This window comes from Mycobacteroides abscessus ATCC 19977 (genome assembly GCF_000069185.1).
Taxonomy (GTDB): domain Bacteria; phylum Actinomycetota; class Actinomycetes; order Mycobacteriales; family Mycobacteriaceae; genus Mycobacterium; species Mycobacterium abscessus.
The window spans coordinates 251707-268149 of record NC_010397.1; the positions used below are offsets into that span (position 1 = coordinate 251707).

Annotated in this window: 18 protein-coding genes; 12 read left to right on the plus strand and 6 right to left on the minus strand. The window is 64.5% G+C overall.

Annotated elements, in window-relative coordinates:
• Nucleotides 1-72: 72 nt before the first annotated feature.
• The 5 genes from MAB_RS01395 to MAB_RS01415 all read left to right on the plus strand — a co-directional run bounded on the left by MAB_RS01395 (nt 73) and on the right by MAB_RS01415 (nt 4726).
• Nucleotides 73-297, plus strand: coding sequence for a hypothetical protein (locus MAB_RS01395; RefSeq protein ID WP_005063058.1), 225 nt, complete (start codon nt 73-75; stop codon nt 295-297).
• A 99-nt stretch (nt 298-396) separates the two neighbouring features.
• The gene (locus MAB_RS01400; RefSeq protein ID WP_005112938.1) at nt 397-1986 is read left to right on the plus strand and encodes a GMC family oxidoreductase; all 1590 of its coding nucleotides are present in this window, start codon (nt 397-399) and stop codon (nt 1984-1986) included.
• A 66-nt stretch (nt 1987-2052) separates the two neighbouring features.
• On the plus strand, nt 2053-2346 hold the full coding sequence (locus MAB_RS01405; RefSeq protein WP_005063060.1) for a hypothetical protein: 294 nt from the start codon (nt 2053-2055) through the stop codon (nt 2344-2346).
• Entirely contained in the window at nt 2346-4217 is a 1872-nt protein-coding gene (locus MAB_RS01410; RefSeq protein WP_005083769.1) for an alpha/beta hydrolase, read from the plus strand. Before MAB_RS01405 ends, MAB_RS01410 begins: the two co-directional genes overlap by 1 nt.
• Nucleotides 4214-4726 carry a hypothetical protein gene (locus MAB_RS01415; protein ID WP_005090637.1) on the plus strand — a complete coding sequence of 171 codons (513 nt, stop codon included), beginning with the start codon at nt 4214-4216 and terminating at the stop codon, nt 4724-4726. The genes MAB_RS01410 and MAB_RS01415 overlap by 4 nt, the downstream gene beginning before the upstream one ends.
• On the opposite strand, the gene MAB_RS01420 is transcribed toward MAB_RS01415, so the two are convergent.
• The gene (locus MAB_RS01420) at nt 4723-5394 is read right to left on the minus strand and encodes a histidine phosphatase family protein (RefSeq protein WP_005090634.1); all 672 of its coding nucleotides are present in this window, start codon (nt 5392-5394) and stop codon (nt 4723-4725) included. The genes MAB_RS01415 and MAB_RS01420 overlap by 4 nt on opposite strands.
• A 284-nt stretch (nt 5395-5678) precedes the next feature.
• Between MAB_RS01420 and MAB_RS01425 the strand changes: the two genes are divergently transcribed.
• Complete coding sequence (locus MAB_RS01425) at nt 5679-6914, plus strand: acyl-CoA dehydrogenase family protein (protein WP_005090631.1); 1236 nt, start codon at nt 5679-5681, stop codon at nt 6912-6914.
• Here MAB_RS01425 and MAB_RS01430 read toward each other — a convergent pair.
• The 4 genes from MAB_RS01430 to MAB_RS01445 all read right to left on the minus strand — a co-directional run bounded on the left by MAB_RS01430 (nt 6904) and on the right by MAB_RS01445 (nt 10603).
• Nucleotides 6904-8205, minus strand: coding sequence for a threonine/serine exporter family protein (locus MAB_RS01430; RefSeq protein ID WP_005072408.1), 1302 nt, complete (start codon nt 8203-8205; stop codon nt 6904-6906). The genes MAB_RS01425 and MAB_RS01430 overlap by 11 nt on opposite strands.
• Nucleotides 8206-8225: 20 nt before the next feature.
• Nucleotides 8226-8606: a LapA family protein gene (locus MAB_RS01435; RefSeq protein ID WP_005063067.1), complete on the minus strand. Its 381-nt coding sequence runs from the start codon at nt 8604-8606 to the stop codon at nt 8226-8228.
• 103 nt (nt 8607-8709) lie between these two features.
• The gene (locus tag MAB_RS01440; protein WP_005112939.1) at nt 8710-9843 is read right to left on the minus strand and encodes an NAD(P)H-dependent amine dehydrogenase family protein; all 1134 of its coding nucleotides are present in this window, start codon (nt 9841-9843) and stop codon (nt 8710-8712) included.
• Entirely contained in the window at nt 9821-10603 is a 783-nt protein-coding gene (locus MAB_RS01445) for an SDR family oxidoreductase (RefSeq protein ID WP_005083761.1), read from the minus strand. The genes MAB_RS01440 and MAB_RS01445 overlap by 23 nt, the downstream gene beginning before the upstream one ends.
• Before the next feature lie 59 nt (nt 10604-10662).
• Here MAB_RS01445 and MAB_RS01450 point away from each other — a divergent pair, with 59 nt between their 5' ends.
• From MAB_RS01450 to MAB_RS01475, 6 genes are all read left to right on the plus strand, one after another.
• Complete coding sequence (locus MAB_RS01450) at nt 10663-11283, plus strand: TetR/AcrR family transcriptional regulator (RefSeq protein ID WP_005112940.1); 621 nt, start codon at nt 10663-10665, stop codon at nt 11281-11283.
• 63 nt (nt 11284-11346) lie between these two features.
• Nucleotides 11347-12279: an ABC transporter substrate-binding protein gene (locus MAB_RS01455; RefSeq protein WP_005112941.1), complete on the plus strand. Its 933-nt coding sequence runs from the start codon at nt 11347-11349 to the stop codon at nt 12277-12279.
• A gap of 4 nt (nt 12280-12283) precedes the next feature.
• Nucleotides 12284-13390, plus strand: coding sequence for an ABC transporter ATP-binding protein (locus tag MAB_RS01460; RefSeq protein ID WP_005083757.1), 1107 nt, complete (start codon nt 12284-12286; stop codon nt 13388-13390).
• Nucleotide 13391: 1 nt separating this feature from the next.
• A complete protein-coding gene (locus MAB_RS01465; RefSeq protein ID WP_005083756.1) occupies nt 13392-14045 on the plus strand; it encodes an ABC transporter permease in 654 nt (217 codons plus the stop codon).
• Complete coding sequence (locus MAB_RS01470) at nt 14042-14794, plus strand: ABC transporter permease (protein WP_005092015.1); 753 nt, start codon at nt 14042-14044, stop codon at nt 14792-14794. The genes MAB_RS01465 and MAB_RS01470 overlap by 4 nt, the downstream gene beginning before the upstream one ends.
• A gap of 87 nt (nt 14795-14881) precedes the next feature.
• A complete protein-coding gene (locus tag MAB_RS01475; RefSeq protein ID WP_005063076.1) occupies nt 14882-15430 on the plus strand; it encodes a putative glycolipid-binding domain-containing protein in 549 nt (182 codons plus the stop codon).
• Here MAB_RS01475 and MAB_RS01480 read toward each other — a convergent pair.
• Nucleotides 15427-16386, minus strand: coding sequence for a prephenate dehydrogenase (locus tag MAB_RS01480; protein WP_012296288.1), 960 nt, complete (start codon nt 16384-16386; stop codon nt 15427-15429). The genes MAB_RS01475 and MAB_RS01480 overlap by 4 nt on opposite strands.
• Between the last annotated feature and the right edge of the window lie 57 nt (nt 16387-16443).

The following is a 16443-nucleotide window of genomic DNA, read 5'->3' on the forward strand; positions in this document are numbered from 1 at the left end:
AAATACGGAAACGTTCTACGGGTATATCCGGCGTCGCGGTGAGGCCGGGAGCACCAAGAAGAGGCAACTGACATGCGGAAACTTCTAGCCACTGTGGGTGTCGCTGCGGTTCTGGCAGCTGGAAGCGTCGCGTTGGCCGGGCCAGCTTCGGCGGCACCGTGCGGCAAGGTCGTGGTGTGGGGAAACGGGGGCGGGGTCTGCGAGTCCGACTACGCGCCCGACGGCAGCTTTACCCGCTGCGACACCGTGTACGTGCTGGGTATCGGCGGCACGAACTGCTACCGGGTGTACCCGTAAACGCACGGAGCCGCGGCGAGACGGCCGCCGCCGCCCGAAGTGGGACGCCCTGTACCAGAAGCTGCCCCACATGCTGTCCAGTCCGCTACCGTCCCATTCATGGTTGAGGACCTTGCCGCTGACTTTGTCATTGTGGGCGCGGGATCGGCGGGAGCACCGCTGGCCACCCGGCTCTCCGAACGGACCAACGATCAGGTGCTGGTCCTGGAGGCCGGCCCCAAGGACAAGGACATGGGAATCCACATTCCCGCTGCATTCTCGAAGCTTTTCCGCAGCGATGTCGACTGGGACTACTTGACCGAGCCCCAACCTCAGTTGAACAACCGTCAAATCTATTGGCCGCGAGGCAAGACGCTCGGCGGGTCGTCGTCGATGAACGCGATGATGTGGGTCCGTGGCTTCGCGGCGGACTATGACGACTGGGCGCAGGTGGCGGGCGAGCAATGGTCGTTCGCGAACATCGCGCCCTATTTCAAGCGCATCGAAGCTGTGGAAGGCGCCACCGAGAGCGACGAGGGTACCGACGGCGCGCTGAAAATCTCCAAGCAGCGCAGTCCTCGTTCGAGCACCGCGGCGTGGCTGGAGGCGGTGAAGGAAGCCGGGTTTGATGTCGAGCGAGCCAATACTCCTGAGCCCAAGGGGTTCTCGGAGACCATGGTGTGCCAGCACGGTGGTCGCCGATGGAGCACCGCGGATGGCTATCTCAAACCCGGTCTACGGCGGCGCAACCTGAACGTGGTCACCGACGCCCAGGCGCGCCGGGTGCTGTTCGACGGCATCCGCGCCGTGGGCGTTGAGTATGTGCGCGACGGCATCACCCATACCGTCCACGCGCGGCGCGAGGTCATTCTGAGTGGAGGCGCCATCAATTCGCCCCAACTGCTGATGCTTTCGGGTATCGGCGAGGCCACGCGATTGGGTGAGCTCGGAATTCCGGTCGTGCACGACGCGCCACAGGTGGGTCAGAACTTGCTCGATCACCTGTGTTGCCCGGTGGGTTATGCGGTGAAGTCGGATTCGTTGTTCGGCGCGGAGAAGCCGCTTCAGCTCGCCAACTACTTCCTGCGGCATCGGGGCATGCTCACCTCGAATGTCGGTGAAGCATATGGGTTTTTGCGCAGTCACCCCAATCTCACCCTGCCGGACCTCGAGTTGATCTTCGCGCCCGCCCCGTTCTTCGACGAAGGCATCGGTGTGGCCACCGAACACGCCATTGTGATGGGCCCGATCTTGCTCAAGCCGGAAAGCAGCGGCGAGATCACCTTGACGTCACCCGATCCGCTGGCCAAGCCGCGTATCGACCCTCGCTACCTGAGCGATCCGGCCGGACGAGACCGTGCTGCCATGATGTTCGGGCTGCGGACCACCGCGCGCATTGCCGAGACACCGTCGATGCGCGCGGTACTGGGCAAGATCCTGCGTCCCCGGAATCCCAGCGACGATCTGGAGGAGACACTCGTGGCCGCGCTGGAGAACAACTCGCATACGCTGTATCACCCGGTCGGGACCTGCCGGATGGGTGCGGACGATGCCAGCGTGGTGACGCCGGATCTCACCGTGCGCGGCGTGCAGGGACTGCGGGTGGTCGACGCGTCGGTGATTCCCAGCCTCATCCGCGGGCACACCCATGCGCCGTCGGTGCTGCTTGGTGAGAAGGCCGCAGATCTCATACTTTCTCCACAACCGTGAAACCGAATCTCGTCCGCCTGCGTCTAACTCGGTAAAGCCATTGCCAGGAGTTAGCGGAGGGGAACCATGACCGATCCGTTCGGGGTACGCACCGAGGAGCTCGCGGGCATCTCGAAGGCGTGGTTGGGCGAGACACTGCACATCAATGACATGCCATGGTCGGCGTTCGAGGACGCCACGGGTGCGGGAAGCGAGGTGCTGGCGGCCATTCGCGACACCGCGTCACCGGGCATCAAGGCGATGTCGTCGATTGCCCGCAGGTTCTCGGACATGGCGGGGCTCGTCGATACCTTTGCTGCCAACGTAACGGCCCAGGATGAGAAGACGGCCACCTCCTTCGACGCGCTCAAGCCACGCTGATGCGCCCGACCATCAGCCAGCTGCGTGGCTGGAATCTGGACGCACTGGGTAAGGCGGCCGATGCGGCGCGCGACAATGCGCGGACCCTGGATGCCTCGCTGGACTCTTGCGACAGGGTGTTCAATGACGCCTCCGGCTGGTATGGCAAGACGCACGACGCGGCGAAGATCAAGGTAGATCAGGAACTCGATCACGGTCGTGAGATCCGGAACGTCCTGAACCGCATCTCCGATGATGCCGAGGACGCAGCACGAACGCTCAAGCATGCCAAGGAGTTCACCCTCCAGGATGTGGATGGCGCGGTCTCCGAGGGCTTCACGGTGACCGATACCGGCGAGGTGAGCCACCCGGATGCCAAGAAGGCACAGGCGGCCGCCGACCATCAGCGCCGGATTCAGTCCGGGCTCGACGAGCTCGCGCGCCTCGATGACATGTACGGCAAGAAGCTACGGGAAGCAGCAGACGACCTGGAAAGCATGCGCGACGGACAGCACGATGTGACGCTGCCTTCAGGGGAGAGGGTGGACCCGGACGCACTGGTCGACCGCGTCTCGAAGATGAGTGCCGACGAACGTGCCGCCTTCCTGGCGACGCTGTCACCGGAAACGGTGGATGCGATGGTGATCGCCAACCCCGAGGTCATGGGGAACAGCGACGGGATTCCGTTTGACACCAGGATCGCGGCGAATGAGATCAACATCCGCAACGCGCTCAGCGACGAATTGCAGAAGCAACCGCCCGACCAGGCAAGGGTCAACCAGCTGCAAGACATGCTCAAACCGATGGAAGATCCGTTGGTCACGCGGCCGGCGGATGCCGGGCCGCGTGACTTCATGGTGGACCGCAAGTACGTCATGTTCTCCACCGAAGGAAACGGTCGCATGATCGAGATGATCGGCGATATCAAGCCGGGCGTCCGGGGTGTTGGGGTGATCGTTCCGGGTACCAACACCAATCTCAACGGCAGCGGTTCCAACCACGAGTCTGCGGTCAAGCTGGCCAAGGAAAGCGGTTCGCCCATCTTCTTGTACCTGGGCGGCGACTTTCCACAGGGGCTCGACAAGGCCGCCGATCCCTCCTACGCGGCGGCGATGGCGCCCAAGCTGGTGGACTTCGGGCATGAGGTGGACCGGGCGGTAGGTCAGAACGCGCCGGGTACACCGGTGACATACGTGGGGCACTCCTACGGCGGTGCCATCGTGGGAACTGCCGAACAGATGGGTCTGCGCGCAGACCGCATCCTGCACGCGTCCTCGGCGGGCACGGGCATCTTGCCCGGCGGCTACACCGATCCGAACCCCAACGTGCAGCGCTACTCGATGACGGCGCCCGGCGATCCGATAGCGATAGTGCAATCCCTTCCGCGCGATGTGCGTCTCTCGGATGTTCCCGGCGTGGATCAGATTCCGGGCATACCGCACAACGTGGAGGGAAGGATCGGCAATCCGCTGGGTGGACTGCCTTCGGCGACGGATCCGGACAAGATCCCCGGTGTCACTCGACTGGACACGGGCTACTACGGCGAGTTCGGTAAGCATCCGAACCAAGTCATTGTGGGACCGGACGGTCACGGAAGCTACTGGGACGACCCGAGTTCGGATGCCTTCCACAACATCGCTGCGGTGATCGGCGGAGGTGAGGCGACGGGCTACGTCGAACGGGGCATCCAGACGAATTACGTCGACATCAATGTCGGCGATGACGGCAATTTCCGGGCCGAGGCGTGGGATCAATCGCGCGCGGCCGCCGGCGCGCAGGTGCCCGGCCTGCCGTGGGATGACCCGGGGACCATTGACCGGCGCCACCACCCGTGGGACAACCCACGGGTGACCGACCACCCCGAGCATGGCCAGAAGATCCAGGTGAAATGAAGCCGCTGACAACGATTGTGACCATGCTGGTGCTGGCGGCGGCGACCGCATGCCAAGGCCCGGGCACCGGGCCCGCGAAGACGACAAGTGAGGACACGATGCAACCCATCACGTTGACGGTCACCGAAGCCGCGCGCATCACTGCTGGTTACGTTTCGCTGGTTTCCGGCCAAGAGGTGGACCCCAGTCCCGATGGTGTCGAGAAGGTCGGTTGCCGTACCAACAAGGAATCCTTGATGAGCGAGGGGCCGCCGTGGAAGGTGCGTCGACAGTGGTGGGTGGACCACCCTCCGCGGGAATTGATCAGCGGTGCCATGGGCCGGTTGGAATCTCTTGCCGCACAGGGATTTGAGCGTCAGCCATGGACCCGGCCGGACCCGGAACCGTTGGACACCAAGACCTACCACGACGCCCGGGGCTATGTGGTGGGCGCCCGCGCCTACACCACCGCCGGTGGACGGGAGCTGTTCGAGGTCACCGTGATGTCGCCCTGCGCCAACGAGGGCTAGCGGTAAGTCACCAGATCCCGGTTGCCGCCGTCGCCGATCAGATGGGTGTGGTCGTTGAAGGCGAGTAGGCTGATTCCGCGCTTGCCGTTGACGAGTGACGTTATCGAGGAATTGATGACAACACGTTGTGCGGTAAGCCAATTCGATACACTTCCGCCCCACAGATCCGCGACGATCATGCCGATGACACCGGCGGAGGTAGCGACCACGGTGTCGCCGTCGAGCTGGGTGGCATGGGCCATGGCAGCCAGTACCCGCTGCTGAAAACGCGTATAGCTCTCCGCGTATTCGCCGGATGAATCGGTGCTCGCCCACTGGGCCAGCCCATCTTCCAGGATGGCCTGGGTGTTTCCTTTGGCGAGACTCTTAACGGTGTTCATCGACGCCAGCCGGCGCATCCGGGAGTTCCCGACGATCTCCTTATAGTCGTACTCGTCCCAGCGGTCGTCCTGTTGTGGCTCGGACCGCAGCGTCATCGTGATCGCCTCGGCGGTCTGCCGTTGCCGCTTCATCCCGCCGTGCAGGACCCGCACGCCTCCGAGTCCGCGGCGCGCGAGCTCGGCCGCCACGTTTTCGGCCTGCTGCTGCCCGATGCTGGTCAGCGGGCTATCGGGACTGCTCGAGTAGTTGGCAGCCTGACCATGCCGGACCAGGTAGATGACGCCCATGCAGGGAATGGTATCGACTAGCTGTCGCCGAGTACCCGGCGCTTCTGGGCCTCGGACTCGGCCCCATATGAGTGCGCCGGAACCACGCAGGGCTAGCCCGGAGGGCGCCGCCGGCCGCCCGGTCCTTACCTGGAGTTCGGCGACCTCCGGCGGAGGAAGGATCGACATACCGAGTTGGGGGATGAGCAGACCGTCACGACGCTGAGCACCAGCAGGCTCACGCGGCTCTTGCTCATGCCGCGAAGTCTGTCGCGTGCGGGACCCGCGCCTCTAGCATCGGACAGATGGACTTCGCCCCGTCTGCCCGCGCCGCCGAATTGATCGCCGCCGTCCGAGAGTTCATCGACGCAGAGGTCATGCCGGTAGAACGTGCGGTGTTGGCCCACCATGACGAGCTGCTGGGTGCACGCGCGGGTACGACCGCCGAACTGTGGCACGTGCCCCCCGAGCTGGATTCACTCAAGGCGAAAGCGCGTGCTGCCGGATTGTGGAATCTGTTTCTGCCCGATCCCGAATTGGGTGGCGGGCTATCCAACTCCGAATACGCGCCGCTGGCCGAACAGATGGGTCGTTCGCTGTTCGCGCCCACGGTATTCAACTGCAACGCACCTGATTCCGGAAACATGGAGGTACTGCACCGATACGGCAGTCAGGAGCAGAAAGAGGTATGGCTCGAACCACTGTTGGAGGGCGATATCCGGTCCGCGTTCTGCATGACCGAACCCGATGTCGCATCTTCCGATGCCACGAACATGGCAGCCACTGCCGTCGTCGAGGGCGACGAGGTGGTGATCAACGGGCGTAAGTGGTGGAGCACCGGCGTCGGCCACCCGGACTGCAAGGTGATCATCTTCATGGGTCTGACGGACCCCAACGCGCATCGGTACGCCCGCCACTCCATGGTTTTGGTCCCGATGGACACCCCGGGTATCACCGTTGAGCGCATGCTGCCCACCATGGGCTTTTACGACGAGCCAGGCGGACACGGGGTGGTGTCGTTCGACAATGTGCGGCTCCCGGCCGATGCGTTCATCGCCGGGCCGGGCAAGGGATTCGAGATCGCTCAGGGAAGGCTGGGGCCTGGGCGCGTGCACCATGCGATGCGGCTGATCGGTCTGGCCGAGGTGGCGTTGGAGCACGCGTGCCGACGAGGCCTGGACCGCACCGCCTTTGGCAAACCGTTGGTAAACCTGGGCGGTAACCGTGAGCGCATCGCCGATGCGCGCATCGCCATCAACCAGACGCGGCTACTGGTGCTGCATGCCGCCTGGCTGCTGGACACCGTGGGCATCATGGGAGCGCTGTCGGCGGTGTCCGAGATCAAGGTGGCCGCCCCCAACATGGCCCAGCAGGTCATTGACATGGCGATCCAAATACACGGTGGTGGAGGGCTTTCCAATGACTTTCCGCTGGCAGCCGCCTGGGTGAACGCGCGAGCGCTGCGGCTGGCCGACGGGCCCGACGAGGTGCACCGCGGCGTGGTGGCCCGAATTGAGTTGGCGAAATACGCTAACGACTGACGGTGAGTGCGTAGCGCATCCCGCGATGCAGACTGGCGCCTACCAGCAGCCCCAGCGCGATCGAGAAGATCGCCATGCAGGTGTCGAGCAGCGCGGTCAGGTTGGCATGCCCGGTGGCGGCCACCTCGCTGACGTTCACAAAGCTCAGCGCACCTGGCACCAAGCACCAGAAGGCCGCCAGTAGCAACACAATTGCCGACGGAGCACCCTTGAACCGGGCGGCGAACAATGCGAAGGGAACAACGGCGACCGCGCCCACGAAGCCCGTCATGGCCGGGGCCAGGAACAGGCTTCCCAGCCGCTGTCCGAGCATCGCGACGCCGATAGCCAGCACCAACCAGATCAGCGATCCGCGCGGCGCGGACTTGTAGAGGTAGAACCCGACTGCGATCACCGGCACCGCCAGGGCGATCGTCCAACTGCCGAGTGGTGGGCCCAGCGGCGAGGGCTGCGGCGGGCCAGCCACTTTCACGCCGATCACCACGCCCAATGCCAGCAGCATCAGTTGCGCGATGCCGTACACGATGCGGGTGGAACCGGCCATCAGCTGGGTGCTTGTCAGTTCCAAGGCCCCGATGGTGAGGGTCATGCCGGGAAGGACGGCGATCAGGGCCGGCGCCAGCACGCGCGCCAGCCCCTCGCTGGGAACGTTCGCGACGATGAGGGTGCTGATCACCGTCACCACAAAGGCGGCTACGGCGGGCATGGTGGCCGCCAAGGTGGGCATGGGGTTGGTAGCCAGCATGAGCACGCCGACGATGAGGCCCAATACCAGGTAGGCGGGCAGCGCCGACGAGGTGGGAGCCAGCGCCAATCCGAAACCGAGGGTCAAGATGGTGTGTCCCACGACCGTCAGGACGGTCCCGAAACGCGGCTTCAGACATCTGATCTCGTAGATCCGCGCGATTGCATCGGCCGGGGCGATGGCACCCACGACGGCCATGTCTGCGATGGCGTCGATGTGGCCGGCTTGATCCAACTGCGCCGTGTTACGGGTGGATTCCTCGACTTCGAGCTGTCCGGTGACACCGTCGATCTGGATGATCAGCACCGTCGGCAGCACGACGGCGCGTAACTCCTTGTCGGTGTATTGCGGTGCGATGTCATGCAATTTGGCCAGCACCAGGTTGGTGGGTTGTCCCACCTCAAGCATTGCGATACCGAGCATCCGCAACATGGTGACGACCTCGGCATCCGGGAAATGTCTCGCGTCAGCCAGCGGTACGGGCTTGTCCTTGAGGGTCTTCCGGACAAGCGCCAGGGCTCTTCCACGCCGGGGCAGCGCCGTCATGCGCCGACTGTAGTCGGCAGCTAGGCCCGCAGGTTCTTCTTCGCGGCACGTCGCAGTTGCACGATGCGCACGATGCCCACCAGCGCGGTCAGGAGTGCACCCGCCACGGCGGCGATGAGCACCGTCACGCCCAGCGGCAGATTGAGATGCCAGACCAGAAATGTCGTCGTGACCGTGTTCATGTTCTGCGTGATGAAGATCAGCAGCAGGATCAGGATGAGCAGGCCCAGGATGACGCCGGTCCACGTTGCCGCCGCACGAGTCCGCGTGACCGCGTCCTCTTTCTTCTTGGGCTTGGCGGACCCGGACTTGGCGGGTAGCGGAGCCTGCTCCCCGACGGGGATTTCGGTCGATGAGTCCACAACCGGAGAGTCCGGCGTCGTACCGGGGTCACTGGTCATGGGTTCATCATTTGCTACATGGGCGCTGATTGCAAGCGTAGGAGCTCGACTTTTCGCGGACGGGATCAGCTCGATACCCGGGGAGACCGAGGCTCCATGCAGGTCAAATGCGGATCGTGCCCCTGCCCGCGATCAGCGGAAGATCCAGTGGCGTCAGAAAGCCCGGCTTAGCGTCGATAACCGCAGGTATTGCGTTGATCGCCCGCATTCCGGTAGCCAGGCATCCGCCGATGGCGCCGTCTCCGGAGCGCTCGTCCCGGAAGACGGTCTCTTGGGTGATGTTGGGGCTGCCCTTGATCTCGATTCGGTACGCGTCGTTGTCCACGGACTGCGCCCGCGGCCACTGCGGCGCGGTGTCGTTGGTAATACGGTTCACGTGTTCGATGACGATTTTGGGCTCGCCACCCACCCAGCCACGGATCTCGAAGCGGACGGCAGCACAATGCCCCGCGGGAATGGTGCCGGTGTTTGGCGCGGACCCGTAGCTGATCTCTGTTGGTGTAGCCCACTTTTCGTAGACGGTATCTATCTTGTCGAGTTTGACCCCCACGGCGTCGGCGATCATGGGGATGGTGTGGCCCCAGGCCAGGATCAGTACCTCAGGGATCTCCAGCACCGCCGGTTGGTCCATGGGGGCGCCCAGCCCCATCGGGGTACTGAAATCGCCGTTGTAGTACTGGTAGTCCAGAAGTTCTTGTACCAGAACAGAATCCACCCGTCCGCCCACGCCGAGCAGGGTCATCGGGAACAGGTCGTTGGCGAAGCCCGGATCGATGCCGGTGGTGAAGCAGGAGGTCTGCCCCGCCTCGCACGCGTGCTGGATGTCGGCGAGCATCTCGGGCGGACAGACCTGCGGGTACACCCACGGTGTCATGGCGGTGGAGACGATGTTATGCCCGCTGCGTAATGCGCGGGACATGTTGTCGATGTTCTCCAACGCGTACTGCGCGGTCGGGCCGAAGTACGCGACAGTGCCCTCGGTGCCCAGCGCGGCATCGATATCGGTGGTGGCGGCCAGCCCGGTTGGGTGACTGCCAACCAGGGTTCCGACGTCCACCCCGTCCTTGGCCGGATCGTGGACCAGTACCGCCGCCAGCTCGAAGACCGGATGGTCCAGTAATTCGCGGATTACCAGCTTGCCGACAACTCCTGTGCCCCAAACGATGACGGGATACTTATCACTCATGCTCTGCTCACTCTCTTCGCGCAAGCGCTCATCGGAAAAACTCGCCACCATTGACGAATAGGGTCTGCCCGGTCACCATTCGGGCTCGGTCCGACACGAAGAACACCACCGCGTCGGCGACGTCTTCGTCGGCAGGCATCTCGCCCAAGGGGAATTTGGCCGTCAGTTCCGCGAGCACCTCCTCCTGGGTGATGCCGCGCTGCTGAGCGACCAGGCCGATGTACAGCTGAATGGGCGGGCCGTACATCCACGTCGGCACCACCATGTTGAGACGGATCTTGTGTGGCCCGAGTTCCTTCGCCAACTGATACATCGCGTTCTGCAGCGCGCCCTTGGACGTCGCGTACGCGGACTGCGGCAGTTGCGGATGGAACGCCGATTGCGAACCGATGAAAACCACCGACCCGCCCTTTTTCTTCAGCTCCGGGACCGCGGCCTGTACCAGCTGCAGCGTGCCGACCACGTTGGTGTTCAGCATCGCCTGCCATTGCGCCAGGTCCGCCCCCTCGATGCCACCGAACACGTCCTCTTTGGCGGCGACATTGACCAGCGCGTCCACGGCGCCGAATCTCTTGACAGCGGTATCGATGAGGCCCTGGCATGCGGTCGCGTCGGTGATGTCGGTGACCGCCCATGTGGCGGAACCGCCCGTGTCATCGAGTTCGGTCGTGAGCCTTTCGAGGTTCTCCCGCGTGCGGGCGCCGAGCACCACGTTCGCACCGTCTTGATGTGCCTTCAGCGCGACCTCGCGACCCAATCCGGTGCCCACTCCGGATATCACCACCGTTTTTCCGGAAAGAAGTCCTGTCATCGGCTGCCCTTCTGTCTGTGACCCACGCCTCAACGTTACACAGTGTTACGATATTTGCAATGAGTACCGAAGAGTCATCCTTGGGCAGGGGCCGTCGCCGCAGCTCCGATATCGACGTCAAGGCGCTTGCTGCCGCGCGCGAGCTTTTGGTGGAACAGGGCTGGGAGGCCACCACCATGGTTGCGATCGCCGATCGCGCGAGTGTCGGCAAGCCGGCGCTGTACCGCCGATGGCCCTCGCGCGCGCACCTGGTGTTCGAGGCGGTGTTCGGGTGGACGGCGCCCACGCCGGAGATGAGCGCCGCCGCCGGGGTCACCGATTGGGTTCGCCAATCCTGTTCGTACACAGCTGAACTGTTCGAGCGGCCGGATGTCATAGCGGCAGCTCCCGCGTTACTCGGCCAGATGCGCACCGATCCCGAACTAGGACAGGCCTTGTGGGGGAGTTTCGGTGCCACCGGCGCCGGTCTGCTCTCCCGGGTAATGCGTGCACAGCAGCCGGAGATTGGTCAGGAGGAGGCGCAGGAGCGCGCCAACGCCATCATGTTCATGATCATCGGAGCTAACATGCTCGCGCGCCAATTGCTGCCCGGCGAGCACGCGGAGGCGGTTATCAAACATTTGCCAGAGCTTTTGACGGAGCCGGGTGAGAGTCCCGGATCGGTCAGGCCATCTGGTTAGCCACCGGAATCTTCCTGACGGTAAAGGCGGGCAGGTCGGCGGATGCCCGGCTACTGTCGAGGAATGCGCAGGGCCGCACAACTGCTCGTTGCCGTCATGGCGGCGATTTTCTTCAGCGGCTGCGGCAGCGCCAATCCCCTGGGCGGAGGCCCCCTTTCGGGTAATCTGAATACGCTGATCGTCGGCTCCGCGGACTTCCCCGAATCGAAGACCGTCGCCGAGCTATACGCGCAGATACTGCAGATCAACGGCTTTGACGTCACCAGGCAGTTGGGTATCGGTAGCCGTGAAACGTATATCCCGGCGGTCAAGGACCATTCGATCGACCTCATTGCCGACTACACCGGAAATCTACTGCGCTACTTTGACCCGGAGGCCACCGCTACCAAGCCCGATGAAGTCGAGCTCGCGCTGCTACGCAAGCTCGACGGCGATCTGGACATCTTGTCGCCCTCGCCGGCCGCTGATGCCGACACGCTATGCGTCACCAGGGCCACCGCGGAGAAGTGGAATCTGCGCTCGATCGGCGACCTGGCGGCGCACTCGGCGGAGGTCACGGTCGGCGCGCCCTCGGAATTCCTGCACCGCAGTGTCGGGCTGGCGGGGCTCAAGGCCAATTATGGACTGGATATCCCGGAATCGCGGTTCGTCGCCATCAGCGATGGCGGCGGACCGGCGACGGTCAAGGCGCTGGTGGATGGGACCATCACCACGGCCAACATCTTCAGCACCTCACCGGCCATTGCCGAGCACGATCTGGTGGTCTTGGACGATCCCAAGTTCACGTTCCCGGCCGGCAATCTGGTGCCGTTGGTCAACGCGCAGAAGAAATCCGAGAAATTGAAGAAGGTGCTGGACGCGCTCTCGGCGCGACTGACCACGGCGGACCTCACCGGCCTCAATGCCGCAGTGTCCGGCAACAACGGAGTCGACCCCAAGGAAGCAGCACAGAAATGGTTGACGGACAAGGGCTTCGACAAACCCGTGGGGGCGTGACCGCTTGATTACCTTCGAAAACGTCACCAAGCAGTACCCGGACGGGACCACTGCGGTCGACGATCTCAACATGCATGTGGACAAGGGATCGTTCACTGTGTTCGTGGGGCCGTCGGGATGCGGCAAGACCACGTCGATGCGGATGATCAACAGGATGACCGATCTCACCTCGGGACTGCTGACCGTCGATGGGGCGGATGTCCGGACAGTGGACCCGGTCAAGCTGCGGCTGGGCATCGGATACGTCATTCAGAACGCCGGTCTGATGCCCCACCAGCGGGTGATCGACAACGTGGCCACCGTGCCGGTGCTGCGCGGTGAATCTCGGCGCGCCGCGCGGAAAACCGCGCTCGAAGTGCTGGAGCGTGTGGGGCTCGATCCGAAGTTGGCGACCAGGTATCCCGCGCAGCTCTCCGGAGGCCAACAACAGCGTGTCGGGGTGGCGCGTGCATTGGCCGCCGACCCGCCGATCCTGTTGATGGATGAGCCCTTCAGTGCGGTTGACCCCAACGTGCGCGACGACCTGCAGGCCGAGATGCAGCGGTTACAGGCCGAGCTGAACAAGACCATCGTCTTCGTCACGCACGACATCGACGAGGCCGTCAAACTCGGCGACAAGGTGGCGGTCTTCGGCCCCGGCGGCGTGCTACAGCAATACGACGAGCCCGAACGCGTGCTATCCAATCCGGCAAGCGATTTCGTGGCCGGATTCATCGGGCGTGACCGCGGCTATCGCGGTCTGCAATTCCGCGAAGCGGGCGAGGTGCCGCTCTACGAGATCCGGCAGGTACGCGAGCCACAAATCACCGACCTCATCATTGCGCCCGGCGATTGGGTGCTGGTCTGCAATGCCGACGGCACCCCCTTCGGATGGATGGACGACGCCGGAGCGGACGTCTACCGATCCGGAAAGTCCTTATATGACAGCGTGATAGCGGGAGGTTCTCTCTTCGGTCCAGACGGGACGCTGCGCCAGGCGCTTGATGCTGCGCTGTCCTCGCCGTGCGGGCTGGGGGTGGCCATCGATGCTGATGGGCGGGTACGTGGTGGAGTCCGCGGCGACGACGTACTGACGGCCTTGGACCGCCAGCGCCGCAACGGGCAGCGATGATATGCGCTACCTCTTTACTCATCTCGGCGACGCGTGGCAGCTGTCGTTGATCCACTTGCGGCTATCGCTGGTGCCGATTCTTATCGGACTGGCCATCGCCATACCGTGTGGCGCATTGCTTCACCGGCGCCGGACGGTACGGCGGGTGACCACGGTGATCGCGAGCATCGTGTTCACCATCCCCTCGCTGGCGTTGTTCGTCGCCTTACCGCTGATCATTCCCACTCGGATACTCGATGAGGCCAATGTGATGGTCGCATTGACGCTCTACACCACCGCGCTGCTGATCCGCGCGGTCCCGGAGGCACTCGACGCCATCGCCCCGCAAGTGCGTGACGCGGCCACCGCGGTGGGATACCGCCCGCTGGCCCGTCTGGTCCGGGTTGAGCTGCCGCTTTCCATCCCGGTGTTGGTCGCGGGTTTGAGAGTGGTTGCCGTCACCAACATTTCGATGGTCTCGGTGGGATCGGTAATCGGCATCGGTGGTCTGGGCACATGGTTCACCGAGGGCTACCAAGCCAACAAGAGCAGCCAGATCATCGCCGGAATCGTCGCGATCTTTCTGCTGGCGGTCATCGTGGATTCACTGCTGGTGGTTCTGGGGCGCGTGGCGACACCCTGGGCCAGGGCGACGAAAACCGCTGGTGCCACGTGAATTTTCTCTCCAACGCACTCGGCTACATATTCACCGCCTCCCATTGGGCGGGCAGTAGCGGCTTGGGTGTGCGGATCGGCGAGCACCTGGAGTACACGGCGCTCGCGGTGCTGGCCGCTGTCGTGATCGCGGTGCCGCTGGGTTTGTTCATCGGGCACACCGGTCGCGGCATCTTCCTGGTGGTGAGCGCGGTGAACGCGCTGCGGGCACTGCCGACGCTGGGCATGTTGCTGTTGGGTGTGCTGCTGTGGGGGCTGGGCCTGGTGCCGCCGACCGTTGCGTTGCTGCTGCTGGGTGTGCCACCGCTGTTGGCGGGCACCTACTCGGGCATCGCGAACGTGGACCGCACGGTAGTGGAGGCGGCGCGCGCCATGGGGATGACCGAACGTCAGGTGCTGTTCGGTGTCGAGGTGCCTAATGCGCTCCCGCTCATTCTGTCCGGGCTCCGCACGGCGACGCTGCAAGTCGTGGCGACCGCGACGGTAGCGGCCTACGCCAGCCTGGGTGGGCTCGGCCGGTATCTCATCGACGGCATCAAGGTCCGTCAGTTTCATCTGGCGCTGGTGGGCGCCATCATGGTCACCGCGCTGGCGCTGCTGCTCGATGCGGTGCTCGCCCTCGCGGTGTGGTTATCGGCCCCGGGGACCGGACGGCTGCGGCCGGTGCCCGACCTTCCGGATCGCGAAGGACACGCCGTGTACGCGGATAGCGGTGTGTCCGCGGGCGCAATGCCGCGCTCGCCGGGTTAGCCCGGCCGGTAGGGGCTCAAGGACACCCCAATTTGCGCGGTCGCCTACGGTAGACGGGTGAATACCCCCGAGGCGACTGGGCCTGCCGTGCTGACCTGGCGCGCCCACGACGCATCGCGCATGGAATCCACCAGGGTCCAACTCTCGGGCCGCCGTATCCGTGCGCATGGCCGTTTTGTGGCCGGCGCGTCCGACGCCCATCCCGCGTTCAGCGCCTCATATGACCTGGTAACCGACGAGACGGGTTCCACCAATCGGCTGTCCCTGTCCACCACAGTCGCCGAGCGGGAACGGCAGCTGTCGATCGCCCGGGATGAAGAGGGCATGTGGACCGTGCAGAACCACGAGGGCGCCACGCGTTCCGCGTTCGACGGTGCACTGGATGTCGACGTGGTGTTCAGCCCGTTCTTCAACGCGCTTCCGATTCGGAGGACCGGCCTCTACCAACAGGAAGGTAGCGCGGTGCTGCCCGTGGTCTACGTGACCCTGCCGGATCTGGCGGTCAGCCCCGCCACTATCAGCTATCGCAACGACGGCACGGGCATCAAGGTGGTCTCGCCGGTCGCCGACACCACCGTGACCGTCGATGACGAGGGTTTTCTGCTGGAATACCCCGGACTGGCCGTCCGGATCTAGGGCACCCGCCGCAGCACTCCGCCGGCCCGGCCGGCGTCGGCCAGCTGCTCGCGCCAGTCGGTGTCATGTCGGCTGATGCCGCTGATATCGAACCGCTCGTGCGCCTCGTAGCGCTGTCGAGCGGCATGGCCGGCCTCGACCAGTAGCTCCACCGAGTTCTCGGCGTTCAGGGTGTTCCAGGTCGCCGCGAGCAGCGCCATCGCCTCCTCCAGGGCAGGCAGGACGCCGTGCGGATTGGACTCGCACATGGCGCGCACCAGCGACGGGTCGGTGGCGGCCACACGGGTGCCGTCCCGGAATGAACCGGCGGCCAGCGAGTAGGCCAATGGCACCCCGTCGGCGGTCACGGCCAGGGCCTCGGCGAGCAGGTGTGGCAGGTGCGAGATGGCTGCTGCCGCCGCATCGTGCTCGTCCGAGCGCGCCGGAACCACCACGGACCCGCAATCCAGGGCCAGCTGGGTCACCTGAGCGAAGACGTGCGGATCCACGTCGTCGTCCACACTGACCACCCAGGTGGCGTCGCGGAAAAGTTCTGCATCCCCGGCGCTCCAGCCGGATTCCGTGGTACCGGCCATGGGGTGGCCGCCGACGAATCGTTGCGCCAGACCGTGTTCGGACACCGTTTGCAGGACAGCGGATTTCACACTGGTGACGTCGGTAAGAGGACATTCCGGAGCGAGCTCCGCGATGCGGTTCAGTAGCGGGGACAGGGCCGGCACCGGCACCGCGAGCACGATCAGGGCCTGGGCGTTACGGGCCCGCCGCAACGCCAGATCCAGATCGGCGGTGGCGTCGTAGCCGGCTGTACGCGCGGCGTCGACGCCCTCGGCCGAACGGTTGTATCCCCAGACGTTCCGCCCGGCGGCGGTGGCCGCGCGCATGAGCGAGCCGCCGATGAGTCCGAGGCCAAGTACGCAGATCGGGGGGCGTTGGTGGTCGTGTTCGGCGGCGTTCACCCCACCAGGTTGGCATACGTGACCAAACGGGATGTGGTCACAACACGGGGTGTGGCA